The organism is Micromonospora sp. DT233 (assembly GCF_049841815.1).
Taxonomy (GTDB): domain Bacteria; phylum Actinomycetota; class Actinomycetes; order Mycobacteriales; family Micromonosporaceae; genus Micromonospora.
Genome location: NZ_JBNCLB010000004.1, coordinates 437,517 through 461,510 on the forward strand (window position 1 = coordinate 437,517; position 23,994 = coordinate 461,510).

Genomic DNA, 23,994 nt, shown 5'->3' on the forward strand with positions numbered 1-23,994 from the left:
CGATCCTGCCGTACGGCCGGGCAGGCCGCTAACGGCGGGCCGGGCGCAGCAGGCGTACCCGGCCGGCGAGCTGCACCGCGACGGTGCCGCCGACGCGGGCCAGGGCCGGCAGCCGACGCGGCCGGGGCGCGCCCTTGCCGTCGTAGCGGGCGGCGGCCTCCCGGCCGGCCAGCTCCTCCGCGCCCAGCGTGGGCAGCCCGCCGCGCCCGCGCAGCTCGCGGGCCAGGTCCCAGCCGTCGCGCAGCGAGCCGTTGCTGGGCCGGCCGGCCGCCCAGCCGGCGAAGGTGGCCGGCCAGGCCGGGCCCAGGCCGGCGGCCAGCAGCGGCCAGTGCCGGGCCACGTCGCCGGCCCGCTTGCGCAGCAGGGCGCGGCGCGCGGCGTCGACCGGGGCCGGCGCGAAGCCGGGCGGCACCGGCGCACCGGCGACCAGCGTCGCCACCAACGCCGCCTGCCGGGCCGCCAGGCCGCCGGCCGCCCCGCCGCCGACCGCATCCTCGCCGGCCGGGCCGGCGTCGCGGGCCGGGCCGCCGCCACCGGCAGCACCGGCCTCCGCCCCCGGCGGCGCGGCGCTCACGTCACCACCGGGTACCCGCAGGCGCGGGCGATCGCGTCCAGCTCGGCGCGCAGGTGGGGCGCGGGCGGCCAGTCGCCGTCGCGTTCCAGCAGCAGCGCCGGCGGGCGGTGCCGGGCGCAGAGCGCGCCGATCAGGTCGAGCACGGCCGGCGGCACCGGGTCGGTGTGTGTGTCGTGGTAGAAGCCGCCCTGCTCGGCGCCCCCGGCGACGTGCGCGTAGGCGACGCGCTCCAGCGGCAGCCGGTCCAGCAGGTCGAGGGGGTCGGTGCCCCGGTTGCGGGCGTTGGCGTACACGTTGGCGATATCCAGCAGCAGCAGCGCGCCGGTGGCGCCGAGGATCTCGGTGAGGAAGGCCGCCTCGTCGAGCTCGTCGTCGGGCCAGTCGAAGAGCGCCGCGACGGGCTCCAGCGCGATCGGCACCGGCAGCTCGGCCTGGGTGCGGCGCACGTTCGCGACGACCGCGGCGACGGCCTCGCGGCTGCGCGGCAGCGGCAGCAGGTGCCCGGCCTCCAGCCCGCCGGCCCGGACGAACGCGATGTGCTCGCTGACCAGCGGCGCACCGACGAGCTCGGCCACCCCCGCCAGGTGGGCCACCCGGGCCGGGTCGACCGGCTCCGCGCCGCCGAGGGAGAGCCGCACCCCGTGCGGTACGACCGTCACGCCCCGTTCGGCCAGCTCGGCGAGCCCAGCCGGCGGTGGCCCCGCCGTGGCGACCGCCTCGGCCACCACCTCGACGAAGCGCAGCCCGGGCAGCTCGGCGACGAAGCCGGCGATCTCCGGCCGCCACCCGATGCCGACACCCGTGGGCCCCGCCCCGTCGGCGGCGACGCCGGGCCGGCCGACGGGGCGGACGCCCACCGGGCCGGTCGGGTCCTGGCCCCCCGGGGCGGTCATCCGCCGCACCCGCCACCGCCACCGCAGGAGCTGCCGCCGCTGCACGACGAGCTCCCGCCGCTGCACGAGCTGGCGCCGCCGCAACCGCTGCCGCCGCCGGAGGCGTATCCGGAACCGGTCAGCGCCTGCCGCTGGATCTCGGCCTGCTCGGCGAAGCCCGGATCCATCGCCCAGAGCGAGGCGGTGCCGAACAGGGCGACCCCCATCGCCGCGCCGGCCGCGCCGTAGGTGGCGAACGCCGGGGCCGAGGTCGGGGCGAGGTGGGCGTTGCGCCGGCGCAGGTCGCGCAGCGCCGCGTCGGCGGCCCGGGTCCGCCGGGGCACCCGGCGCAGCAGCACGGCCGCCAGGACCACGGGGAAGAGCAGCAGGATCAGGTACGCCACCGGCCGGTCGTTGGAGAGCCCGGCGGTGGTCCGGAACACGCCGAGCACGGCCAGCAGGGCCAGCACGATCGACGCGCGCCGCGCGGCGCTGCGGCCCTTCGCGCCGACCACCAGACCCTGCCGTTCGAGACCCTCGCGCAGTTGTTCGACGGCCCGCCGCACCTGCTCGTCGCGGCGCAGCTCGCGGGCGTACCGGTTGCGGTGGGCGGCGTGGTGGATCGCGTAGTCCAGCGGGGTGCACCCGGACGGCAGGGGACCGCCGGTGGCCAGCCGCCGGTCGGAGCGCACCCCGACCACGCCGGTGCCGCGCAGCCCGCCCAGCGCGGTCCAGATCGCGAGCTGCTCGCCGCCGTTGAGGAAGGCCACCTGCTGCGGGCCGAGCTGGCCGACGTCGGCGACCGGCGGCCCGGAGAACAGGCGGCGGCGGTGGACGAGCGCGCCGACGACGATCACGAGGGCCGCTGCCAGGTAGAGCGCGAGGAAGGTGCGGCTGGGCACGCCCCAGGTGTCGCCGGGTGCCGCGAGGACGATCATGCTGCTGCTCCTGTCGGCGGGGGAGACCGTGCAGCTGCCATTGTGGAGCAGCCCCGCAACGGCCGAATCGGGCCCCCGCCAAGGGCCGGGCGCGCTGCTCAGGGGCGGCGCACGGCCTCCTCGACCAGGTCGAGCACCCGCCCCAGGTCGCCGGCCGGGCGGCCCATCGCCAGGTGCAGCACCAGCCCGTCGTAGGCGAGCTCCAGGAACTGGGCCAGCACGTCGATCGAGACGTCCTCGCGGAGCACGCCGGCCTCCCGCTGCCGGGCCAGCCGCTCCCGGGTGGCCTCGGCGATGGCGGCGGAGCGTTCGGCCCAGCGGCGGGCGAACGCCGGGTCGGTGCGCAGCCGCCGGGAGACCTCCAACTGGCTGCCCAGCCAGCCGGTGGTGTCGGGTGAGACGGCGCGGGCCAGCAGGTCCCGCATCACCTGGACCAGGCCGTTGCGGGCGACCGTCTCCACCATCGTCGCCGCGTCGTCCTCGGCCACGGCGAGGAAGAGCGAGTCCTTGTCCCGGAAGTGGTGGAAGATGGCGCCCCGGGAGAGCCCGGTCGCCTCCTCCAGCCGCCGCACCGTGGCGCCCTCGTACCCGTGGCGGGCGAAACACCCCCGCGCCGCGGCGAGGATCTCCTGCCTGCGGGCGTCGAGCTGGTCCTGGCTTACTCTGGGCACGTCACGATCGTGTCAGGTGCCCGGACACCGTGCAAACCGTACGTACGGCTTGAGGTGGCGTCGGCGCGGTCGCCGTTGGCCAGGTCGCGCCGCCGACCGGGCGGCTACGATCAGCCGGTGACACCCCCCGCCCCACCGGGCACCCCCGGCACCGCCGTCGCCCCCCGCCCAGCCGTCGCCGCCACCGATGCCATCCCCGCCGCGGCGCTGACCGTGGCGGCGGTACAGGCCGACCCCGTGCCCGGTGACGTCGCCGGCAACGCACGCGCCGCCGCCCGCCTCACCGGTCGCGGCGTCGCCGAGGGCGCGCGGGTGGTGGTGCTGCCGGAGCTGTTCCTGCCCGCGTACCACCTGCCGACGCTGGCGGCCGATCCGGCCGGCACCGACCTCGCGGTGGCCGGGGACGGGACCGTGGCCGACGCCCGGCTCGACCCGCTGCGCGCCGCCGCCCACGACGGCGCGGCGGTCGTGGTGGTCGGGGCGGCGCTGCGGCACCCGGACGGCCGGCGGACCATCTCCGCCCTGGTCGTCGACCGGGCCGGCGAGGCCCACGCGGCGTACGACAAGCAGCAGCTCTGGGCCGACGAGCGCGAGCTGTTCCAGCCCGGCCGGCGCGGGGCGACCCTGCTGGTGGACGACTGGCGCTTCGGCCTCGGGGTCTGCTACGACGGCTGCTTTCCCGAGCACGGCCGGGCCGCCGCCGCCGACGGGGCGCACGGGTACCTCTGCCCGAGCGGCTACCTCACCGGCTCCGCCCACCGACGGGACCTCTACTACGCGGCCCGCGCGCTGGACAACACGATGTTCGTGGTCTTCGCCAACGCCGTCGACGGCGCGGATCCGTGGCGGTTCAACGGCGGCGCGGCGATCTACGACCCGCAGGGCCGGCCGTTGGCCCGGGGCGCGGAGACCGGCGAGGACGTGCTGGTGGCCGTCCTCGACCCGGCGGTGCTCGCGGCCACCCGCGCGGCGCACTCGATGCTGGCCGACCGCCCCGCCGATGCCGGGGCGCCCCGCGCGTCGCTGCGGGGTTGACGTCCCGAGGTCCCCAGCCGGCCGGCTCTGTCGGCCGGCGGCCCGTCTCCCCTAAGGTGGCCGAGTGCCGTTGCTCCTCCTGGACCTGGACGACACCCTGCTCGACCGGGCCGGCCCGTTCCGCGCCTGGGGCGAGCGCTTCCTGGCCGGCATCGGGGCCCAGGCCGCCGACATCGACTGGCTGCTGGCCATCGACGCCGACGGGCGCAGCGACCGCTGGGACGTGGCGGACGCGATCCGCGAGCGGTACGGGCTGCTGATCTCCTCGCTCGACCTGGTCGAGGAACTGCACGACGCCGTGCTGACCCAGAGCCGGCTCGACCCGCTGGTGGCCTGCGCGCTGCGGATCGCCGACGACGCCGGCTGGGTGCCGGTGGTGGTCACCAACGGCATCGTGCGTCAGGAGGACGCCCGGATCCGCCGCACCGGCCTGAACAGCTATCTCGCCGACTGGGTGATCTCCGAGGAGGCCGGGTTCGGCAAGCCCGACCCGCGGATCTTCGCGCTGGCCGCCCGGCGGGTCCGGATGCCGCTGCACGGGGCGTGGGTGGTGGGGGACTGCCCGGAGACGGACATCGGCGGGGCGGCGGCGGTGGGGCTGCCCAGCGTCTGGCTGCACCGGGGCCGGACCTGGACGGATCCCCGGCTGGCTCCGACCCGCACGGTCGACGGCGTGATCGCGGCCGTCGCCGCGGTGCTCGCGGCCTGAACCGGGCCCCCGTCCGGGCCCGGGGGCGGGGAAGGAGGCCGACGTCCACCTGGTCCGCCGGGGGGTGCCCGGCACCGGCCGGTCCTGCCTGCTGGCGGTCAGGCGCTACCGCGACGCCCAGCACCGGCTCTTCCACCGCGACGCCGGTTACCTGGAGGGGCGGCGGGTGCGCCGCTCCCGGGAGAACCGGGCGATGGCCGGACCGACCCGCAGGCCCTGACCGCGCTGCTCCTGCGCGAGGCGGGCCTGGGCTGAGCCGGCCGTCGGGGGCGGACGACGCCGTCGCCCGCCCCGACGGCCCCGGCCCGCCGAAGACGCCGGCCTACTGCAGGTAGCGCTCCACCGCCGGCGTGGGGCGCTCGCCCTGGGCGTCGGGGTCGCCGTGGGCCTGCCGCGCGGCCCGCCGCCGACGCAGCAGGTCCCAGCACTGGTCCAGGGACTCCTCCAGCGCGCGCAGCCGGTCCCGCTCGTCCTCGGTGCCCGACTCGTGGGCCTGGGCGGTCGACCGGAGCCGGTGCTCCTCATCGACCAACTCGGAGATCCGGTTCAGGATGGTCTTGTCGTCCATGCCCCTGAGCCTGGCACAGCGGCCCGCCGCGCGCCCGGTTCTCCGCCACCAGCCGGTCGTCCGGCGGCACCGGCCGTCCGAGCTCCCCGGCACCGCCCCCCCGGGGAGCTCACGCACCGTGACCAGGGCGGCGTCGACGCCGAGGGGGCGGTGCGGCCGGTGGCGGGGGTGCCGGCGGCGGCGGGGTGCTCCGGTCCGACGCCGGGCCCGGTCACCGGTCGATCGGTGCCGTCCGCGCCGCCGGTGAAATTTTCGCTGGTCCAGGGCTCGCGTGACATCCCTTGTGGAATTGGGAAATTTCGTCCGCGAAAATTTCTCCGCTTCCCTCTGGAGAAGTTGACCTGCTCGGTGGCATGCTCGGGCGGAACGTGACTTTGCACAGTCGTCTGACGACGCACTGTCGATAAGGGGAGCTCAACCACCCGTGGTAACCCCACTGACCACTTCGACCCGGCCCCGGCGAGCCAGAACCGTGCCGCCCTGGCAGGTGCTGCCGGCCCTCGCCCGCGACCCGGCCCGGGCCCTGATCAACTTCGGCGAGCAGGCCGACGGCCAGATCGTCCGACTCAACCTCGGGTCGTTCCGCCCCTACCTGGTGACCGATCCCGCCCACGTGCAGCAGGTGCTCGGGGACCGGGCCGACAACTTCGGCCGGGCCGGCGACGGGCCGTTCTGGGGGCCGCTGCGCCGGCTCTTCGGCGACGGCATCCTCGGCGACGGTCCGGTGTGGTCCGACAGCCGGCGCATCCTCCAGCCGCTCTTCACCGCCCGGCGGGTCGACGCGATGATGGGCGGGATCGCCGAGACGATCGCCGGCGCGGTCGCCGAGCTGGACGTCGCCGCCCGCAGCGGCCAGCCGGTGGACATCGGCGCCGAGCAGGCCCGGATCGTCTGCCGAGCGATCATGAAGGCATTCTTCGCCGACCGGATCTCGAACGCCGACGCGCTGCGCGTCATCGAGGCCCAGGAGGCCATCGCCACCTCGGTCATCCCCCGGGTGCTGGTGCCGTTCGTTCCGCTGTCGCTGCCCATGCCGGGCGACCGGACCTTCCGCAACGCCGTCCGGCAGATCGACGAGGTGCTGGTGCCGATCGTCCGGTCGGTCCGGGACCCGGCCGCGCACGGCGACGACGTCATCTCCACCCTCTGGCGGGGCACCACGCACGACGGGCGGCCGGTGGACGAGCTGCAGGTCCGCAACGACACCGTCGCGATGGTCGCGGTCACCACCGAGACGACCATCAACGTGCTGACCTGGCTCTGGCCGCACCTGGAACGCGCGCCCGAGGTCGCCGCCCGGCTTCAGCAGGAGATTGACGAGGTGGTGGGGCACGGCCCCGTCGGCCCGGAGCACCTGCCGAGGCTGCGCTACACCCGGATGGTGCTCGACGAGCTGATCCGGCTCTACCCGGTGGGCTGGCTGCTGCCCCGGCAGGTGATCCGCCCGGTCCGCCTCGGCGAGGTGGAGCTGGAAGCCGGGGCGACGGTGCTGATCAGCCCGCTGGTCACCCAGCGCCTGTCGCGCCACTGGGAGCAGCCCGAGGTCTTCGACCCCGACCGGTTCACCCCGGAGCGGGTCCGGGCCCGGCACCGGTACGCGTTCTTCCCCTTCGGTGGCGGGCCGCACCAGTGCCTGGGCACGCACCTGTTCTACCTGGAGGCACAACTGATCGTGGCCAACCTGCTGAGCCGCTACCGGCTGCGGGTGCGCAGCCCGCACCTGCCCGCCCCGGTGCTCGCCGTCGCGCTGCGCCCACGGGACCGCGTGGAGATCGAACTGCGTCCCGCCCACCAGGTGGCCGCCGCGTGAACGTCTCCACCCGCCCCTCGGCGGTGCTGCCCGACCAGATGTCCACCGCCGCCGAACAGGGCCGGATCTGCGCGCTCGCCGCGAAGGGACAGCGGGACCTGCAACGGCACGTCGCCCGCCACCCCGACCTCTTCACCGGCCCGCCCTTCGACGGCGCGCTGCTGGGCAACATCGCGATGGCCATCGCGTTCGGGGCACCCTGGTGCACCGCCGAGCAGTTGCGGCTGACGAACCGGGCGGTGCTGTGGGGCTTCGCCCTGGACTGGCAGATCGACTACCTGGCCAAGAGCCGGGCGGACGTCGACCGGGTGCTCGACGGTGCCCTCGCGATCGCCGATGGCGCCAGCCCGGACGCCGACGACCCCCTCGGCCGCCTCTTCGCCGAGCTGCGCGACGAGTTGGCCGGCGTGCCGGCCTTCGCCGAGCTGGGCGGGCAGTGGCGGGCGGCGGTACGCCGGACGGTGACCGCGATGGCCCGCGAGTGGGACTGGAAGACGGCCCGGGAGCAGCACGACGCGCCGCTGCCGGGTCTGGCCGAATACCTCGACAACGCCGACAACCTCGCCTGCACCGTGGTCAACGTGACGCACTGGATCTGGACCGGCGACGCCGAGACCCACCGGCACCTCGATCGCCTCGTCCCGGCCAGCGACGAGGTGCAACGGGTGTTGCGGCTGGTCAACGACCTGGCCACCCACGAGCGGGACCTCGAATGGGGTGACCTCAACGCCCTGCTGCTCGTCGCCGACCGGGCCGAGGTCGACCAGCGCATCGTCGAGCTGGTCGAGCGCTGCACCGAGCTGCTCGCCCCGTTGGCCGGCAGCTGCTCGCTGCAGGCGGCGTACCTGGCCCGGCAGATCGGCTTCAGCAGCGGCTTCTACCGCTCGACGGACTTCTGGGGCCAGCGGTGACGGCCGTGCGCCGACGGGGCACCGGCGACGGCGGGGGAGCCGGTCGCGCCCCCCGGTCGCACCGGGTCACCGGCACCGCCGCCGTCCAGCGGGAGCGGCTCGACCCGGAGTCCGCGGCCGACGCCCGCGAGCTGGTCGCCGCGATGACCCTCACCGCCTCGGGGCAGTCCTCCGTGTCGGTCTACGAGACCGCCCGGCTGGTCGCCCTCGCGCCATGGCTGACCCACCACGCCGAGCGGATCGGGTACCTGCTGGCCAGCCAGGGCCCGGACGGCGCGTGGGGCGGGCCGCAGGGATACGCCCTGGTGCCGACCCTGAGCGCCACCGAGGCGCTGCTCACCGCCCTACGCCGGGGCGACGCGGCCGGGTCGGGCGGGCCGGGCGAGGGCGACGCCGCCGGGGGCGAGGCGAGCGCCGCCGAGCGGCTGGCCGGTGCCGTCGACGCCGGCCTGCGCTTCCTGCACGCCCGGCTCACCACCCCGGCCGGGCCGCCGCTGCCCGACCTGCCGGCCACCGACCTGACCATCCCGGCGCTGGTCGACGCGCTCAACGCGCACCTCGACGCGCTGCGCCGCGACCCGCTGCCCGGCCTGACGCCGCCCCTCGGCGTCCCCGCGCTACCGCTGCCGTCCGGGATGGCCGGCACCCGACTGGAGCGGGTCCGCGCGCTGCTGGCCGCCGGCGGGCCGTTGCCCGAGAAGCTGCTGCATGCCCTGGAGGTCGGCGGCCCGGCGGCCCACCGCGCCGCCGGGGTGCGCCCGGTGGGGCCGGGCACCGTCGGGGCCTCCCCGGCGGCCACCGCGGCCTGGCTCGGCCGGCCCGATCCGGGGGCCGGGCCCGACTGCGGGGCAGCCGAGGCGGTCTCCTACCTGGAGGAAGCGGCCCGCCGGCACGGCGGGCCGGTGCCCTGCACCACCGGGATCGCCGTCTTCGAGCGGGCCTGGGCGCTGAGCACCATGAGCCGGGCGGGCATGGCGCTGCCCGTCCCGCCCCGGCTGCTGGCCGGCCTCGTGGCGACGGTCGGGCCCGCCGGTACGCCGACCGCCCCGGGCCTGCCCGCCGACGCCGACACCACCGCGGTGACCCTCTACGCGCTGGCCCGGCTCGGCCACCCGGTGGCCCCGGAGAGCCTCTGGGGCTACGACACCGGCGAGCACTTCTGCACCTGGCGGGGGGAGGACGGGGCCTCGGTCACCACCAACGCCCACGTGCTCGACGCGTTCGGCTGGCACCGGCTGCACCGGGCACCGGCCGACGCCCGGCTGACCGAGGTGGTGCCTCGGCTCACCGGCTGGCTCGTCGACCGGCAGCGACCCGACGGGCGGTGGTCCGACCGCTGGCACGCCTCGCCGTACTACGCCACGAGCTGCGCGACGCTCGCCCTGGCCGGCTACGGCCGAGGGGCAGGCGCCGCGCAGGCGGTGGCTCGGGCGGCCGGCTGGGTGCTGGCCGGGCAGCGCGCCGACGGCTCCTGGGGCAGGTGGGGCGGCACGGTCGAGGAGACCGCGTACGCCGTGCAGGTCCTCTGCGCCGCCGGGCCCGCGGCGCCGGCCGGGGTGCGCTCGGCGCTCGGCCGTGCCCGGCGCTACCTGGCCACCATGGAGGGACGCGACGGCGAGCCCGCTCTCTGGCACGACAAGGACCTGTACCGGCCGGACGTGATCGTCCGCGCGGCGGTTCGCGCCGCCCGGCACCTCCTGCGCGCCCGCCTCGGCGGCGACGCCACAGAGGATGCCACGATCCGGACAAGCCCCCTGATCAGTGTCGCTTGAGTGAACAATCCGACGCTGCTAGCGTGCGCCCGTGGTCGACGGTGTATCGGCCACGTGCGCTCCGGCACCCTCTCGAACACCCGGCCAGGACGGTGTGATGCGTTCTCGCAGTACAAATCTCCGTACCAAGATCGTCGCCATGCTGGCGTCGCTCGTCGCGCTCTGGGCCTTCGCGGCGTGGGTGACGATCCGGGACGGCTACAACCTTCTCGGGGTGCAGAAGCTCAACGAGTCGGTGTCCGAGCCGAGCGAGAAGCTGGTGCACCAGCTCCAGCGGGAACGCAAGGTGTCGCTGGCCTATCTCGGGCGGCCGGACGAGGCCCGGCGCGACGCGCTCGGCACGGAACGCCGCAGCACCGACGAGGTGGCGGCGGCGCTCCGTAGCTCGTCGAGCGACTGGCGCACCGGGCTGGCGGCCGGCGACGCCCTCGAGCGGCGCATCGACCTGCTGTACGGGCAGCTCGACCGGTTGGGGCAGATCCGCTCCGAGGTGGACGCCCGCAGCGTGGACCGGACGACCACGTTCACCTCGTACGGCGCGGTGGTGGGCGCCGTCTTCGACGTCTTCACCGCGATGGGCGTGCTCGACGACGAGCAGGTCGCCGAGGACACCCTCGCGCTGATCGAGCTCAACCGCGCCCGGGAGCTGCTTGCCCAGGAGGACTCCCTGGTCACCGGCGTGCTCGCGGCGGGCCGGGTGACCACGGCGGAGCGGGCCCAGCTCGCCCAGCTCATCGGCGCGCAGCGCTTCGCGGCAGACCTGTCGGTGAGCCGGCTGCCCGCCGCCGACCACGACCGGTACGACGCCATGGTGGGCAGCGAGGCGTTCGAGAAGCTGCGCGCCCTGGAGGACAGCATCATCCAGAACCGGGCCAGCGACCCCCGGCCGGGCTTCCAGCCCGCCGAGTGGGAGCAGGCCGTGACGCCGGCGCTGACCCGGTGGGACGAGGTGGTCACCGCCGGGGGTGACGGCGTGCTGGAGCGCGCCCTCCCGGTCGGTGTCATGGTCATCGTCCGGCTGGTCCTCGCCACCGGCCTGGGCCTGCTGGCCGTCGTCGGCGCGATCATCGTTTCGATCACCACCGCCCGGGGCCTGCTGGAGCAGCTGGAGCGGCTGCGCCAGGCGGCCGTCACGCTGGCCAACGACCGGCTGCCCAGCGTGGTGGAGCGGCTGGGGCGTGGCGAGGAGGTGGACGTCGCCAAGGAGGCGCCACCGCTGGAGTTCGGCGACGACGAGGTCGGCCAGGTCAGCAAGGCGTTCAACGTGGTCCAGGAGACCGCGCTGCGCACCGCCGTGGAGCAGGCGGAGCTGCGCCGCAACGTCCGCGAGGTCTTCCTCAGCCTGGCCCGGCGCACCCAGGCCCTGGTGCACCGCCAGCTCACCCTGCTCGACGCGATGGAGCGGCGCGAGCACGACGCCGAGGAGCTGGAGGACCTGTTCCGGGTCGACCACCTCGCCACCCGGATGCGACGCAACGCCGAGAACCTGATCGTCCTCTCCGGGTCCACCCCGGGGCGGGCCTGGCGACGCAGCGTCCCGATGGTCGACGTGGTGCGGGGCGCGGTCGCCGAGGTGGAGGACTACACCCGGGTCAACGTGCTCCCGCTGGGCTCGGTGTCGCTGGCCGGACGGGCCGTCGGCGACGTCATCCACCTGCTGGCCGAGCTGATCGAGAACGGCCTGTCGTTCTCGCCCCCGCACACCAGCGTCGAGGTGCGCGGGCAGAAGGTGGCCAACGGCTTCGTCATCGAGATCGAGGACCGTGGCCTCGGGATGAGCGAGGAGGACCTCGTCGCCGCCAACCAGCGGATCGTGGACCGCTCCGAGCTGAACCTGGCCAACGCCGCCCGGCTCGGCCTCTACGTGGTCAGCCGGCTCACCGACCGACACGGGGTGCGGGTGCAGCTCAAGGAGTCGGCGTACGGGGGGACCACCGCGGTGGTGCTGATCCCGCCGGAGCTGGTCGCCGACCCCGCCGACGGCGACGCCGACGCCGCCCAGCGTCCGGCCGCCCTCGCCGGCCCCGCCCCGGTCGCCCCGGTGGCCCTCGCCCCGCCGGCCGGCGGGGACTCCTCGGCCCGACCGGCCGCGCCGGTCGCCCTGGTGGAACCCCGGGTGGCCCCGGCCACGCCGACCGCGAACCCGGCGACAACGACCGCGAACCCGGACGTGTCGACCGCGAGCCCGGACGCGTCGGCCCCCGAGCCGGATGCGGTCGACGGGCTGCCGGCCCTGCCCACCCGGGGGCGGCTGCGCGCGGCCCCGACGACGCCGGAGGCCCCGACGACGCCGGCCGCGCCGAGCGAGACCGAGGCCGGGCTGCCGGTGCGTTCACCGCGCCGCTCCGGGCAGTCGGCGCTGGACGCGCCGACGGTGCCGAGCGGCTTCCCGGTGGCCGCACCCCGGCCGGCCGCCTCGGTCGACGTGCCCATCCCGCCGACCCCGACCGGCCCGGCCCCGACCCAGTGGCCGGTGCCGGCCCAGCGGACCGGCTCGGGGTTGCCCGTGCGGGTGCGCCAGGCCAACATCGTGCCCGAGCTGCGCGACGAGCCGGCGGCCCAGCCAGAAGACGACGAGGAGACGATCCGGCCGCCGGAGCAGGTGCGCCGGATGATGAGCTCCTACCAGACCGGCACCCTGCGCGGCCGCACCGAGGCGGCCCGGTTGCTCGGCGACGACGGCACGACGGAACCCGGTGACGGGCCCGAGGCCGGCGGGCACGAAGCGACCTGAGGGTGGCGCGCGGGAACCCGCGCCCAGAGCGGGACGGCAGGTCCCGGACGACGACGGCGACACCAGCCGGGAAGAAGAGGACGACGAGTGGGGCAGAAGACGGCATCGAGTGCCGACCTGACGTGGTTGCTGGACGATCTGGTCGGCCGGGTGAAGCAGGCCGAGCACGCTGTCGCGCTCTCCACAGACGGCCTGCTGATGGCGTCGTCGCGTGGGCTGAGCCAGGACGACGGCGAGCACCTGGCGGCGATGGCGGCCGGGATCCAGAGCCTGGCCCGGGGCGCGGGGAAACGGTTCGGCGGCGGGCAGGTCCAGCAGACGATCATCGAGATGCAGTCGTCGTTCCTCTTCGTCACCGCCGCCGGCCGCAACGCCTGCCTGGCGGTGCTGGCCTCCGAGGACGCCGACGTCGGGTTGATCGCGTACGAGATGGCCATGCTGGTCACCCGGGTGGGCAAGTACGTGGCCTCCCCGACGCGCCTGCCCGAGCCGTCGGTCGGCGAGAAGTAGCCGCGATGACGGTCCCAGGGGAGTCCACACAGGAACAGTGGGTCGACGACAACGCCGGCCCGGTGGTCCGCCCGTACGCGGTGACGCGGGGCCGGGCCCGGCCCGTCACCGGCACGTTCGACCTGATCTCCCTGGTGACGGCCACCCGCTCGGAGGTGCCGGCGGAGGTCGGCCTGGGTCCCGAGCACCTGGCCATCGTCCTGCTCTGCCAGCGGATCCAGTCCGTCGCCGAGGTCGCCGCCCACCTGGACCTGCCGGTGGGCACCATCCGGGTCCTGCTCGGCGACCTGGCGGCGCGGGATCTGGTCGAGGTGCGCGAGCCGCGGGCCACCGCGGGACTTCCCGACGACAGCATTTTCGAGGCGGTTATCAATGGACTACGGGCCCTCTGAGCGGCCGGCGGGAGCCGTGCCGCTGCCCACCGCGATCAAGATCCTGATCGCGGGTGGTTTCGGCGTCGGCAAGACCACCATGGTCGGTGCCGTGAGCGAGACCCGGCCGTTGCGCACCGAGGAGGTGCTGACCGAGACGGGGATCGGCGTCGACGACCTCTCCGGGGTGGAGAGCAAGACCACCACCACGGTGGCGATGGACTTCGGCCGCATCACCATCAGCGACGACCTCGTGCTCTACCTCTTCGGCACGCCCGGCCAGGACCGATTCTGGTTCGTCTGGGACGAGTTGGCGCTCGGCGCGCTCGGCGCGGTGGTGCTCGCCGACACCCGTCGGCTCGCCGACTGCTTCCCCTCGATCGACTACTTCGAGGGGCGGGGCACCCCGTTCGTGGTGGCGGTGAACTGCTTCGAGGGCGCCCGCCAGTACCGGCTCGACGAGGTGCAGGCCGCGCTCAACCTCGACCCGGGGGTGCCGGTGCTGCTCTGCGACGCCCGGCAGCGCGAGTCCAGCAAGGATGTGCTCATCACGCTGATGGAGCACGCCATGAAGGTCCGGGAGTCGCGCCGCCGCGCCACGTCCGCCGAGTAGCCGGCCTCGGCCGGGCGACCCGGCCCGCGCCACACGAAAGGGGCCCACCGTCCGCTCTGGACGACGGGCCCCTTTCGGGTACTCAGTTGGCGATCATGCGGCGCAGCACGTACTGCAGGATGCCGCCGTGGCGGTAGTAGTCCGCCTCGCCGGGGGTGTCGATGCGGACCACGGCGTCGAACTCCACGCCGGTGTCGGTGCTGACCTTCACGGTGCGCGGGACCGCGCCGTCGTTGAGCGCGGTCACCCCGGTGATCGAGAAGGTCTCGGTGCCGGTGAGGCCGAGCGACTCGGCGGTGGCGTCGACCGGGAACTGCAGCGGCAGCACGCCCATGCCGATCAGGTTCGACCGGTGGATCCGCTCGTACGACTCGGCGATGACCGCCCGGACGCCGAGCAGCATGGTGCCCTTGGCCGCCCAGTCCCGCGACGAGCCGGAGCCGTACTCCTTGCCGGCCAGGATCACCAGCGGGATGCCCGCGGCCTGGTAGGCGGTGGAGGCGTCGTAGATCGAGCTCTGCTCGCCGGTGAGGTGGTTGACGGTGAAGCCGCCCTCCACCCCGGGGACGAGCTGGTTGCGCAGCCGGATGTTGGCGAACGTGCCCCGGATCATCACCTCGTGGTTGCCCCGGCGGGAGCCGTACGAGTTGAACTCGTGGCGCGGCACCCCGTGCTCGGCGAGGTACTCCCCGGCGGGGGAGTCGGCCTTGATCGAGCCGGCCGGGGAGATGTGGTCGGTGGTCACCGAGTCGCCCAGCTTGGCCAGCACCCGCGCGTCGGCGATGTCGACCACGGGCTGCGGCTCGCGCTGCATGCCCTCGAAGTACGGGGGCTTGCGTACGTAGGTGCTCTCGCCCGCCCAGGCGAAGGTGTCGCCGGTCGGGGTCGGCAGCGACTGCCACCGCTCGTCGCCGGCGAAGACGTCGGAGTACGCCGCGCTGAACCCGGTCGCGCCGATCGCCTGGGCGATGACGTCCTGGATCTCGGCGCTGTTGGGCCAGATGTCGCGCAGGAAGACCGGCTGGCCCTGCGCGTCCTCGCCGAGCGGCTCGTTGGCCAGGTCGATGTCCATCGTGCCGGCGAGCGCGTACGCCACCACCAGCGGCGGGGACGCCAGGTAGTTCATCTTGACGTCCGGGTTGATCCGGCCCTCGAAGTTCCGGTTGCCGGAGAGCACCGAGACGACGGCGAGGTCACCCTCGTTGACCGCGGCGGAGACCTCCTCCGGCAGCGGGCCGGAGTTGCCGATGCAGGTGGTGCAGCCGTACCCGACCAGGTTGAAGCCGAGCTTGTCCAGGTAGGGGGTGAGGCCGGCGCGGTCGTAGTAGTCCATGACGACCTTGGAGCCCGGTGCCAGGGTGGTCTTCACCCACGGCTTGCGCGACAGGCCCTTGTCGACGGCGTTGCGGGCCAGCAGCGCCGCCCCGATCATCACCTGCGGGTTGGAGGTGTTGGTGCAGGAGGTGATCGCCGCGATCACCACGGCGCCGTGGTCCAGCTCGTACTCGACGCCGTCGGCGCCGGTGACCCGGATCGGGTTGCTGGCCCGCCCGCCCGCGCCCACGGCGGCGGTCTCCAGGTCGCGCGGCTCGTCGGCCGGGTCGCTGAAGTCGTTGGCCGGCGGGTCGCTGGCCGGGAAGGACTCGGCGCTGGCCTCGTCGGCCGGGCCGTTGGCGCCCTTGGGCAGCCGCTCGCGGGCGACGGAGGGCTTGAGCTCACGCTCGCCGGCGGAGTCGTCGGCGACGTAGGCGGTCAGCGCGGAGCGGAACAGGGTCTTGGCGCTGCCCAGCGGCACCCGGTCCTGCGGGCGCTTCGGGCCGGCCAGGGAGGGCTCGATGGTGCCCAGGTCCAGCTCCAGGCGCTCCGAGTACTCCGGCTCGGCGGCCGGGTCGTGCCAGAGGCCCTGCTCCTTGGCGTACGCCTCGACGAGCGCCACCTGAGACGCGTCGCGCCCGGTCAGCTCCAGGTAGCGGACGGTCTCGGCGTCGATCGGGAAGATCGCCACGGTGGAGCCGTACTCCGGGGACATGTTGCCGATGGTGGCCCGGTTGGCCAGCGGCACGGCGCCCACGCCGGGGCCGTAGAACTCGACGAACTTGCCGACCACCCCGTGCTTGCGCAGCATCTCGGTGATGGTGAGCACCAGGTCGGTGGCGGTGGTGCCGGCCGGCATCTCGCCGTGCAGCTTGAAGCCGACGACCCGGGGGATCAGCATGCTGACCGGCTGGCCGAGCATGGCGGCCTCGGCCTCGATGCCGCCGACGCCCCAGCCCAGCACGCCCAGGCCGTTGACCATGGTGGTGTGCGAGTCGGTGCCGACCACGGTGTCCGGGTACGCCTGGCCGTTGCGCTCCATGATCGTACGGGCCAGGTACTCGATGTTGACCTGGTGCACGATGCCGGTGCCCGGCGGGACGACCTTGAACTCGTTGAACGCGCTCTGGCCCCAGCGCAGGAACTGGTAGCGCTCCTTGTTGCGCTCGTACTCCAGCTCGACGTTGCGCTCGAAGGCGTCCGCGCGGCCGAAGAGGTCGGCGATGACCGAGTGGTCGATGACCAGCTCGGCCGGGGCCAGCGGGTTGACCTTGGTGGCGTCGCCGCCGAGGTCGCGTACCGCCTCGCGCATGGTGGCCAGGTCGACCACGCAGGGCACGCCGGTGAAGTCCTGCATGAGCACCCGCGCCGGGGTGAACTGGATCTCCACGCTCGGGTCGGCGCTGGCGTCCCAGGCGCCGAGCTGCCGGATGTGGTCGGCGGTGATGTTCGCGCCGTCCTCGGTCCGCAGCAGGTTCTCCAGCAGGATCTTCAGGCTGTAGGGGAGCCGTTCCTGCCCCTCCACCTTACTGATCTTGAAAATCTCGTAGCTCGCGTCTCCGACGCGTAGCTGGGTCTTCGCACCGAAGGTGTCGAGGCTCGCCACGTCGTACTCCTTCATACCAGCGACCGTGATTAGTCCTGAGCAGTCTTTCGCACCGACCGGGGCGATGCCCGGGTTAGGTGACACTTACCGTCGATTCTCGCTTCCTACAAAACCGTACGTCCGTCTTGCTATTCGCGCAACCTCGTGCCACGCTCCGAGGCGAGGAGGTACCCCCATGATCCATCACGTCCTGCTCGCCTGCCCGCGCGGCTCCGAGGCCGCGTCCCGGGCGTTCTACGCCGGCCTGCTCGGCATGACCGAGAAGCCCAAACCCCCGCCCCTCGCCGCCCGCGGCGGTTGCTGGTTCACCGGGTACGGCGCGGAGCTGCACCTCGGCGTCGAGGACGACTTCCGTCCCGCCCGCAAGGCCCACGTAGCCCTGCTCCGCCCCGACCTCGACGACCTCGCGGCCCGGCTGACCGCCGCCGGCCACCCGGTCGCCTGGGGGCCCGAGGACGAACTGCCCGGTCTGCGGCGCTTCCACACCGCCGACCCCCACGGCAACCGCCTGGAGTTCCTCACCCCGTCCTGACCGCCGGCCGGCCGGCCCCGCACGCACGTCGGCGCCGGCCGGGCTGCCGTCAGTGCTGGGCGGCCTCGGCGGGCGTCCGCTTGGCGGGCCCGGCGGCCGCGTAGGCGGCCAGCCCGCCCAGCGCGAGCAGCCCGGCCGTCACGCCCGCGGCGGTGCTCGACGAGGGCTGCGCCTGCCAGGTCAGGATCTCCCCCAGGGGCTGCCCCGGCCGGGGGAACATCACCGCGGGCAGCGTCCAGCCCAGCGGCAGGAACCAGGCCCGCGCGGTGCCGATCGCCGCGGCCCCCAGGGCGGTCAGCCCGAGCAGCCCCGCCGCGTCGCGCGCCACCAGCTCGATCGGGGCGAAGCGGGCGCCGGTCGCCAGCGTGACGCCCAGGAGCACCACGACGGCCAGGAAGGCCCCCAGCAGGTGCACCACCCGGCGCGGCGGCCACCGCAGGCCGGCCGTCTGCTCCAGGGCGGCGTCGGGGCCGTCGAGCGTCGCGGTCAGGGCGGCGACCAGCAGCAGGACGGTCAGGACGACCAGCTCCCTGCCGACGAGGCGGGCGTCGGAGGAGACCGACCAGAGCGACCACGTCACCGCCAGGCAGGCAGCGGCCACGGCCAGCGCCGCCGGAACCCGCCGGGAGCGCAGGTAGAGCGCCAGCCACCTCACGGAGTCCCCCCGGTCAGCAGGCCCGCGCCGGCCGAGCACGTCGCCGCCGCCCGGCGCAGCGCCGCCACCCGGGCCCGGGCCTCGCCCTCGGGCAGTTGCCGCAGGGCCTGCCACCGCTGCCCGGCGGCCGCGACGTCCTCCACGTCCCAGTAGGGGTCCGGCGCCACCGGCGCCCGCCCCGTCAGCCAGGACGCGGCCGCCAGCCGGTCGGCCGGGTCGGTCGGCTGCGCGCAGTCCCGTGGGCCGTCGAACGCCCCGACCACCACGCCGGCCACGGCGCCCTCGTCGTCGAAGCGACCGTCCGGGGTGACCGCGACGCCGAGGAGCACCACGTCCGCGCGCCACACCGGGAAGCCGTCGCCGGGGTACGTGGTGGTGTCCTCGTGGACCTCCCTGGGCGGGTCCGGCAGCTTCCCCAGGACCGCGAGGCCCTCCCGGGCCCGCGCGGCGACCTCGGGGAGCAGCCCGGAGTTGACCCGGCTGACGCACACCCGGGGCGCGTCCTCGGTGCAGACCAGCTTCCTCGCCACGGGATCGACCGCGTCGACGACGACCCTGTTCTGCTGGGGCACGACCGCGATCGCCAGCGCGGCGCCCAGCAGCACCGGCGCCAGCGCGGCCACCCGCATGCGCCAACCACCGGACGCCAGCAGCAGCACCGCGGCTGCCGCGAGCGCGACCAGCCAGCACGCCTGGGCGACGCTGACCCGGCCGGGGACCGTCGCATAGGCGCCGGGCAGGTTCATCTCGTACATCGGCGAGAAGACCAGGGTCAGCCAGCCGCGCGGACGCGTCAGCCAGGGCAGGAAGAGCAGCATCCCGAGGCCCGCGACGCCCAGCAGCGGAGCGGTCGCCGGCGACGGCAGCAGGCGGCCGAGCGCCAGGCCGAGCCAGACCGCCGCGACCAGGGCCAGGCCGCCGACGGCCGTGACGGCGAAGACCGCCCCCGGCAGGTATCGCGCCGTGTCGACGATCCACCCGCCCCCCGCCACCCCGATCGCGAGATAGCCGGCCAGCACCCCGACCGCCATCGCGCTCAGCGTCGGCAGGACGCGGACGATCCTCGGCCGGGGCGTGCTGGCGAAGAGCTCCGCCACCTTCGACCGCTGCTCCCGGCGGGCCTGCCACGCTCCGGCGGCCAGCGCCAGCGGCCAGAGCAGGACCAGGTACCACCGCTGGACCATGGCCAGCTGCATCCACCCGGCCGCGAACTGGATCCCTTCGACGAAGTAGATCAGCACCACGCCGACGACCAGCAGGGCCAGGGCGGCCCCGAACGCCGCCGAGCGGCGCAGTTCGATGCCGATGATGCGGCTCATCGCCCGGCCTCCGCCCGGTGCCGGCGCAGCAGCGCCGAGTAGCCCCGCTCGGCCGGGCTGTCGCCGGCGTCGCCCTGCCCGCCACGGGTGACCAGGTCCTCCGGCGTGCCCTGGTAGACGAGCCGCCCCTCGTTGATCATGACGACGTCGGTGCAGGCGACCACCACGTCCTCGACCAGGTGGGTGGAGACCAGCACGCTGCTGTCGACGCCGAGGTCGCGCAGCAGTTCGCGGAAGTCGAGGCGCTGCTCGGGGTCGAGCCCGACGGTGGGCTCGTCGAGCAGCAGGACCTCCGGGTCGTTGACGATCGCCTGGGCGATGCCGGCCCGGCGCAACATGCCCCCGGAGAGCGTCTTCATCCGGGCGTCCGCCTTCGCCGTGAGCCCGACCCGGTCGATCGCCCGCTGCACCGCGGCCGGCACCTCGGCCTTCGGCATCTCCTTGAGCCACGCCATGTACTCGACGAACTCCCGGAGAGTGAACCGTGGGTAGAAACCGAACTGCTGCGGCAGATAACCCAGCCCGCGCCGGACCCGTCGCAGGTCGGCGCGGCCGTCGACCGACTCGCCCAACAGGGTCAACCGGCCCCCGGCCGGCTTCAGCACCGTGGCCAGGGCCCGCATCAGCGTGGTCTTGCCGGCGCCGTTGGGGCCGAGCAGACCGTGCACGCCCGTGCCGAGGGCCAGGTCGAGCCCGTCGACGGCCAGGTGCCGGCCGGCGCGCACCCGCAACCCTTCGGCGTGCACCGCCCAGGGATAGGTGGTGGCGGCCGTCTCGGCCGTGCTCACCGTACGCATCATTGCTCCTTCGATCGTCAGTTGAGGCCGGAGAGCCGGCGGAACGCGCCGGCCCGGGTGGCGGCGAAACCGGCCAGCACGACGGTGAGCAGCGCCCACCCCCGGACGGATCCCGGTTGCAACAGCACGGGCAGTTCGGCGGTGTAGACGGCCGGTGTCACGACGGCCAGCGCCCAGGCGGCGCCGATCCCGACCGCGGCGTGCCGCACGCCGACGAAGGCGCCCAACGCGATGCTCAACGCCGTGAAGGCCAGGCACGGCAGCAGCGTCAGGGCCAGGGAGACGCCGGTGCCGCCGCTGGCCAGGGCCAGCGCCGGCACGACCACGGCCAGGACCGCCGCCGTACGCCGCAGCAGCATGCCGAGCCCGGCCGACGGCGTGCCGGCGATGAGTTCCCAGGCCGGGTCGTACCGCCGGGTCCAGGCGACCGCCACCCCGGGCAGCGGCGCCACCGGGGCCAGCAACGCCACCAGCGACGGCAGCCCGGGTGCCAGCACCCCGAGCAGGACCGCGCAGCCCAGCACCGCCACCGTCATGCCGAGCCAGGGCGCCAGCTGCCAGGCCGCCCAGCGGTGCAGCAGCACCGCCAGGCGTCGGCGGGGAGCCGGCGCCGGTCCGCCGACGATGCCCTGGTCCACCCCGGCGGCGACCCGGTCGAGCAGCGCCCGGGTGTCGTCCGTCGTGCCGCCGGCCAGCAGGGCCCGGCACCGGGAGCAGGTGTCGAGATGCAGCTCGACCGACCACATCGTGACCTCATCGAGCCGCGCTTCCCGGTCGGCGTAGCGGGCGATCAGCGCGGGGGATGGATGCGTGGTCATGACAGCGCCTCCCGAAGGGCGATCCGGGCCCGCCGGGCCCGGGACTTCACGGTGTTCTCCGGCACCCCGAGCAGCAGCGAGGTCTCGCGCGCCGAGAATCCGTCGAGGACCATCGCCCGCAGCACCTGGCGGGCCTCCGGCGGGAGCGTGAGCAGGGCATGTTCGAGTTCCTGGCCGACCTGGCCGACCATCACCTCGTCCTCGGCGGCGGGCGCTACCGACTCACCGAGCGGCACCGCCGCCGACACCTGGTGCTGCCGGGCCCGGCGCCGGAAGGCGTCGACCAGGCGGTGGGCGGCGATCGTCCAGAGCCAGCCGACCGCGCTGCCCGGCGTGGCGGCCCCGGCGAAGCCGCCCGCGGCCCGCCAGACGGTCAGGTAGGTCTCCTGCATCACGTCGGCGACCACGTCGTCGTCGGCGCACCGGCGGCGCAACCGGGTGAGCAGCCACGGCGAGGTCCGCCGGTACAACTCGTCGAAGGCCCGCCGGTCCCCGGAGGCGACGCGGCGCACGAGGTCGTCCTCGTCGGCGGCCTGGAGGCTTCGTTTCACGTCCAGCTAGACGACCGCCGCACGGGCGCGGGGTTCACGATCCGACGTGACGTGGGTCACTGCGCGGGAGTGGCGGGCGGCGGTGGTGACCACCGGGGCGGCCAGGGCACGCTTCTCCCGCCGCCGCGCGCGGCGAGGATGCGGCGAGGAGGTGGGGCCGATCAGGCCGGCGCGTCGGGGGCGGTCGGCGCGGCGGCGGTGGCCTCCGCGTGGCGGTCGCGCAGCCGGGCCCGGATCTCCTCCGGGGTGTACGCCCGCCGTCGCCGTTCGGCCCGCGCGACGACCACCCCGGTCGCGGCGACGCCCGCGAGACCGGCCAGCCCGAGCACCTTCCACCACTGCATCCGTTGCCGCATCCGCATAGGGTAGACCCCCATGAGCGAGCAGAGCGCGGGCGGCGACGGGGTGCGGGCATGAGCATCAGCCTGGACGAGGCCGTGGAGCTGAGCCGCACCGGCGACGTCTGGGTGTTCCGGGGCCGCAGCGCGCCCGACCGGGCCATCCAGTTCACCACCAACAGCCCCGTCAACCACGTGGGCATGGCGGTGGTGCTGGACGACATGCCGCCGCTGATGTGGCATGCCGAGCTGGGCCGGTCACTGCGGGACATGTGGACGGGCACCCACCAGCGCGGCGTGCAACTGCACGACCTGCGGGACGCGGTCTGCGTCTGGGCCAACCGTTACGGCCAGCGGGCCTGGCTGCGCCAGCTCGAACCCTCCGCCGACGCGGAGATGGAGAAGGCGGTGCTGCGCACCATCGCCCGCCTCGACGGCACGCCCTTCCCCTCCACCGCCCAGCTCGCCCTGCGCTGGGCGCGGGGCCGGGTGCCGCAGGTCCGGCTGCCCAACCTGCGTGCGGCGATCGAGCGGCCGAAGGCGGCGCTGAGCCGGCGGCTGGACGGCGCCCCATGGGAGCGCCCGGACGGCGCGGCAGCGCTGGGGGAGCGCCCGGCCGGCACCACAGGGGACTCGGCGGGTGGGCCCGGGATGCGGGACGCCGCGCTGGAGACGGCGTACTGCGCCGAGGTGGTCGCGGTGACCTACGAGGCGATGGGCCTGCTGCCCGCCGGCCGCCGGCCGAACTGGTACGACCCGGGCCGGTTCTGGAGCGGCGACGATCTCGGCCTGACGGCCGGCGCGCAGCTCGGCGCCGAGATCGAGGTACGCATCCCGAAGCGCTGACCGGCTGTCCTCGCAGGACGTCGGATAGGTGTCGGAGCTGCTTTGGAGCTGATGTCGTGCGCGAATCGCCGACGGAACCGCCGGGTCGGGGCCCGGTTCGCGGTCAGCCGGCAGCCGGCCGGCGGCAGCCGGCAGCCGGCAGGCGGCAGACACGAGCGTCCGGAGTGCCCCGGCGCGCGGGGCGTGATGTCGCTGGTGACTCAGCTCCATAGCGCCCGGATCCCGGTACCCGGGTCCGGACAGTCCACCGCATTCGTACGTCTGCGCCCTCGCCCCGACGCCCGCCCCCTCCTCCCTCAACGCGCAGGCGACAGCTTCGGCTCGGCGCGCGGCCGGTCGATTCCGGCTCGGGGGTGCGCGAACGGGGGTTACGGCGGCATGGGGGCGCGGGGCGTCGGCGGCGCGGGTAGGGTGCGAGACCGGACCTGAAGGGGTGGACCGTGTTCGACGTGTCGCACTGGCTGTCCGCGTTGCCTCCGGTCGCGGTCTACCTGATCGTCGCTGGCGTGATCGGTGTGGAGAGCATGGGCGTTCCGCTGCCCGGCGAGATCGTGCTGGTCAGCTCGGCGCTGTTGGCGGCCAGCGGGGTGGTGGAACCGGAGTGGGTGGCCACCGCCGCGGCGTTCGGCGCCATCGTGGGCGACTCCGTCGGGTACGCGGTGGGCCGCCGGGGCGGTCGCCCGCTGCTCGAACGGCTGGGCCGGCGCTTCCCGAAGCACCTCGGCCCGGCGCACCTGGCCCGCGCCGAGCAGAGCTTCGCCCGGCACGGTGTCTGGGCGGTCTTCTTCGGCCGGTTCGTGGCGCTGCTGCGCATCCTCGCGGGCCCGCTCGCGGGCGCGCTGCACGTGCCGTACCGCCGGTTCCTGCTGGCCAACGCGGCCGGCGGCCTGGTCTGGGCGTTCGGCACCACCTACCTGCTCTACACGGTGGGCCGGGCGGCCGAGCACTGGCTCAAGGACATCTCCTGGGCCGGGCTGGTCCTCGCGGTGCTCGCCGGGCTGGGCAGCACCTGGTGGCTGCGCCGGCGGGCCCGCCGAATGGCAGCGATCGAGCCGGACGACGCCACCGAGCCGGTCGGCGCGGGCACCGACCGCTGACGCCGGGCAGGCGATGCGGCCCAGGCGGTGCGG

At 75.0% G+C, this 23,994-nt stretch carries 24 protein-coding genes and 1 pseudogene; 13 read left to right on the plus strand and 12 right to left on the minus strand.

Annotation, left to right across the window (positions count from 1 at the left end):
* Nucleotides 1-28: 28 nt before the first annotated feature.
* From ACLQ2V_RS13090 to ACLQ2V_RS13105, 4 genes are all read right to left on the minus strand, one after another.
* The gene (locus ACLQ2V_RS13090) at nucleotides 29-463 is read right to left on the minus strand and encodes a hypothetical protein (RefSeq protein WP_425718836.1); all 435 of its coding nucleotides are present in this window, start codon (nucleotides 461-463) and stop codon (nucleotides 29-31) included.
* Nucleotides 464-570: 107 nt separating this feature from the next.
* The gene (locus ACLQ2V_RS13095; protein WP_425718699.1) at nucleotides 571-1,467 is read right to left on the minus strand and encodes a DUF692 family multinuclear iron-containing protein; all 897 of its coding nucleotides are present in this window, start codon (nucleotides 1,465-1,467) and stop codon (nucleotides 571-573) included.
* Nucleotides 1,464-2,384, minus strand: coding sequence for a TIGR04222 domain-containing membrane protein (locus tag ACLQ2V_RS13100; protein ID WP_425718700.1), 921 nt, complete (start codon nucleotides 2,382-2,384; stop codon nucleotides 1,464-1,466). The genes ACLQ2V_RS13095 and ACLQ2V_RS13100 overlap by 4 nt, the downstream gene beginning before the upstream one ends.
* Before the next feature lie 98 nt (nucleotides 2,385-2,482).
* Entirely contained in the window at nucleotides 2,483-3,055 is a 573-nt protein-coding gene (locus ACLQ2V_RS13105; protein WP_425718701.1) for a TetR/AcrR family transcriptional regulator, read from the minus strand.
* Nucleotides 3,056-3,172: 117 nt separating this feature from the next.
* On the opposite strand from ACLQ2V_RS13105, the gene ACLQ2V_RS13110 reads away from it, so the two are divergent.
* The 3 genes and pseudogenes from ACLQ2V_RS13110 to ACLQ2V_RS13120 form a co-directional block, all read left to right on the plus strand.
* Nucleotides 3,173-4,090 carry a carbon-nitrogen hydrolase family protein gene (locus tag ACLQ2V_RS13110; RefSeq protein WP_425718702.1) on the plus strand — a complete coding sequence of 306 codons (918 nt, stop codon included), beginning with the start codon at nucleotides 3,173-3,175 and terminating at the stop codon, nucleotides 4,088-4,090.
* Between the two features lie 64 nt (nucleotides 4,091-4,154).
* Nucleotides 4,155-4,799 (plus strand): HAD family hydrolase, encoded by a 645-nt coding sequence (locus ACLQ2V_RS13115; protein WP_425718703.1) that lies wholly within the window; start codon nucleotides 4,155-4,157, stop codon nucleotides 4,797-4,799.
* Nucleotides 4,800-4,803: 4 nt separating this feature from the next.
* Nucleotides 4,804-5,007 (plus strand): annotated as a pseudogene (locus ACLQ2V_RS13120) (RIO-like kinase); the annotation flags it as partial.
* Nucleotides 5,008-5,121: 114 nt separating this feature from the next.
* On the opposite strand, the gene ACLQ2V_RS13125 reads toward ACLQ2V_RS13120, so the two are convergent.
* A complete protein-coding gene (locus ACLQ2V_RS13125) occupies nucleotides 5,122-5,367 on the minus strand; it encodes a DUF2630 family protein (protein WP_425718704.1) in 246 nt (81 codons plus the stop codon).
* A 472-nt stretch (nucleotides 5,368-5,839) separates the two neighbouring features.
* Here ACLQ2V_RS13125 and ACLQ2V_RS13130 point away from each other — a divergent pair, with 472 nt between their 5' ends.
* The 7 genes from ACLQ2V_RS13130 (at nucleotide 5,840) to ACLQ2V_RS13160 (ending at nucleotide 14,088) form a co-directional block, all read left to right on the plus strand.
* Complete coding sequence (locus tag ACLQ2V_RS13130) at nucleotides 5,840-7,177, plus strand: cytochrome P450 (RefSeq protein WP_425718705.1); 1,338 nt, start codon at nucleotides 5,840-5,842, stop codon at nucleotides 7,175-7,177.
* A gap of 38 nt (nucleotides 7,178-7,215) precedes the next feature.
* The gene (locus ACLQ2V_RS13135) at nucleotides 7,216-8,088 is read left to right on the plus strand and encodes a terpene synthase family protein (RefSeq protein ID WP_425718837.1); all 873 of its coding nucleotides are present in this window, start codon (nucleotides 7,216-7,218) and stop codon (nucleotides 8,086-8,088) included.
* A gap of 131 nt (nucleotides 8,089-8,219) precedes the next feature.
* Nucleotides 8,220-9,860: a prenyltransferase gene (locus ACLQ2V_RS13140; protein ID WP_425718838.1), complete on the plus strand. Its 1,641-nt coding sequence runs from the start codon at nucleotides 8,220-8,222 to the stop codon at nucleotides 9,858-9,860.
* Nucleotides 9,861-9,957: 97 nt separating this feature from the next.
* The gene (locus ACLQ2V_RS13145) at nucleotides 9,958-12,594 is read left to right on the plus strand and encodes a nitrate- and nitrite sensing domain-containing protein (protein WP_425718706.1); all 2,637 of its coding nucleotides are present in this window, start codon (nucleotides 9,958-9,960) and stop codon (nucleotides 12,592-12,594) included.
* A gap of 87 nt (nucleotides 12,595-12,681) precedes the next feature.
* Nucleotides 12,682-13,104, plus strand: a complete 423-nt coding sequence (locus tag ACLQ2V_RS13150) for a roadblock/LC7 domain-containing protein (RefSeq protein ID WP_425718707.1) — start codon at nucleotides 12,682-12,684, stop codon at nucleotides 13,102-13,104.
* 5 nt (nucleotides 13,105-13,109) lie between these two features.
* Nucleotides 13,110-13,496: a DUF742 domain-containing protein gene (locus ACLQ2V_RS13155; protein WP_425718708.1), complete on the plus strand. Its 387-nt coding sequence runs from the start codon at nucleotides 13,110-13,112 to the stop codon at nucleotides 13,494-13,496.
* A complete protein-coding gene (locus ACLQ2V_RS13160; protein WP_425718709.1) occupies nucleotides 13,477-14,088 on the plus strand; it encodes a GTP-binding protein in 612 nt (203 codons plus the stop codon). The genes ACLQ2V_RS13155 and ACLQ2V_RS13160 overlap by 20 nt, the downstream gene beginning before the upstream one ends.
* A gap of 82 nt (nucleotides 14,089-14,170) precedes the next feature.
* On the opposite strand, the gene ACLQ2V_RS13165 is transcribed toward ACLQ2V_RS13160, so the two are convergent.
* Nucleotides 14,171-17,023 carry an aconitate hydratase gene (locus tag ACLQ2V_RS13165; RefSeq protein WP_425718710.1) on the minus strand — a complete coding sequence of 951 codons (2,853 nt, stop codon included), beginning with the start codon at nucleotides 17,021-17,023 and terminating at the stop codon, nucleotides 14,171-14,173.
* A 160-nt stretch (nucleotides 17,024-17,183) separates the two neighbouring features.
* Here ACLQ2V_RS13165 and ACLQ2V_RS13170 point away from each other — a divergent pair, with 160 nt between their 5' ends.
* On the plus strand, nucleotides 17,184-17,540 hold the full coding sequence (locus ACLQ2V_RS13170) for a VOC family protein (protein ID WP_425718711.1): 357 nt from the start codon (nucleotides 17,184-17,186) through the stop codon (nucleotides 17,538-17,540).
* 49 nt (nucleotides 17,541-17,589) lie between these two features.
* Here the strand turns inward: ACLQ2V_RS13170 and ACLQ2V_RS13175 are convergent, their stop codons facing one another.
* The 6 genes from ACLQ2V_RS13175 to ACLQ2V_RS13200 all read right to left on the minus strand — a co-directional run bounded on the left by ACLQ2V_RS13175 (nucleotide 17,590) and on the right by ACLQ2V_RS13200 (nucleotide 22,036).
* A complete protein-coding gene (locus ACLQ2V_RS13175) occupies nucleotides 17,590-18,195 on the minus strand; it encodes a hypothetical protein (RefSeq protein ID WP_425718712.1) in 606 nt (201 codons plus the stop codon).
* Nucleotides 18,192-19,514: a hypothetical protein gene (locus tag ACLQ2V_RS13180; RefSeq protein WP_425718713.1), complete on the minus strand. Its 1,323-nt coding sequence runs from the start codon at nucleotides 19,512-19,514 to the stop codon at nucleotides 18,192-18,194. Before ACLQ2V_RS13180 ends, ACLQ2V_RS13175 begins: the two co-directional genes overlap by 4 nt.
* Complete coding sequence (locus tag ACLQ2V_RS13185) at nucleotides 19,511-20,311, minus strand: ABC transporter ATP-binding protein (protein WP_425718714.1); 801 nt, start codon at nucleotides 20,309-20,311, stop codon at nucleotides 19,511-19,513. Before ACLQ2V_RS13185 ends, ACLQ2V_RS13180 begins: the two co-directional genes overlap by 4 nt.
* A 17-nt stretch (nucleotides 20,312-20,328) precedes the next feature.
* Entirely contained in the window at nucleotides 20,329-21,129 is an 801-nt protein-coding gene (locus tag ACLQ2V_RS13190) for a hypothetical protein (RefSeq protein WP_425718715.1), read from the minus strand.
* Nucleotides 21,126-21,680 (minus strand): RNA polymerase sigma factor, encoded by a 555-nt coding sequence (locus tag ACLQ2V_RS13195; protein WP_425718716.1) that lies wholly within the window; start codon nucleotides 21,678-21,680, stop codon nucleotides 21,126-21,128. The genes ACLQ2V_RS13190 and ACLQ2V_RS13195 overlap by 4 nt, the downstream gene beginning before the upstream one ends.
* A 161-nt stretch (nucleotides 21,681-21,841) precedes the next feature.
* Nucleotides 21,842-22,036 carry a hypothetical protein gene (locus ACLQ2V_RS13200; protein WP_425718717.1) on the minus strand — a complete coding sequence of 65 codons (195 nt, stop codon included), beginning with the start codon at nucleotides 22,034-22,036 and terminating at the stop codon, nucleotides 21,842-21,844.
* Between the two features lie 57 nt (nucleotides 22,037-22,093).
* On the opposite strand from ACLQ2V_RS13200, the gene ACLQ2V_RS13205 reads away from it, so the two are divergent.
* Both ACLQ2V_RS13205 and ACLQ2V_RS13210 read left to right on the plus strand, forming a co-directional pair.
* The gene (locus tag ACLQ2V_RS13205; protein ID WP_425718718.1) at nucleotides 22,094-22,864 is read left to right on the plus strand and encodes a hypothetical protein; all 771 of its coding nucleotides are present in this window, start codon (nucleotides 22,094-22,096) and stop codon (nucleotides 22,862-22,864) included.
* A 440-nt stretch (nucleotides 22,865-23,304) separates the two neighbouring features.
* Nucleotides 23,305-23,961: a DedA family protein gene (locus ACLQ2V_RS13210; RefSeq protein WP_425718719.1), complete on the plus strand. Its 657-nt coding sequence runs from the start codon at nucleotides 23,305-23,307 to the stop codon at nucleotides 23,959-23,961.
* The last annotated feature ends 33 nt before the right edge of the window (nucleotides 23,962-23,994 follow it).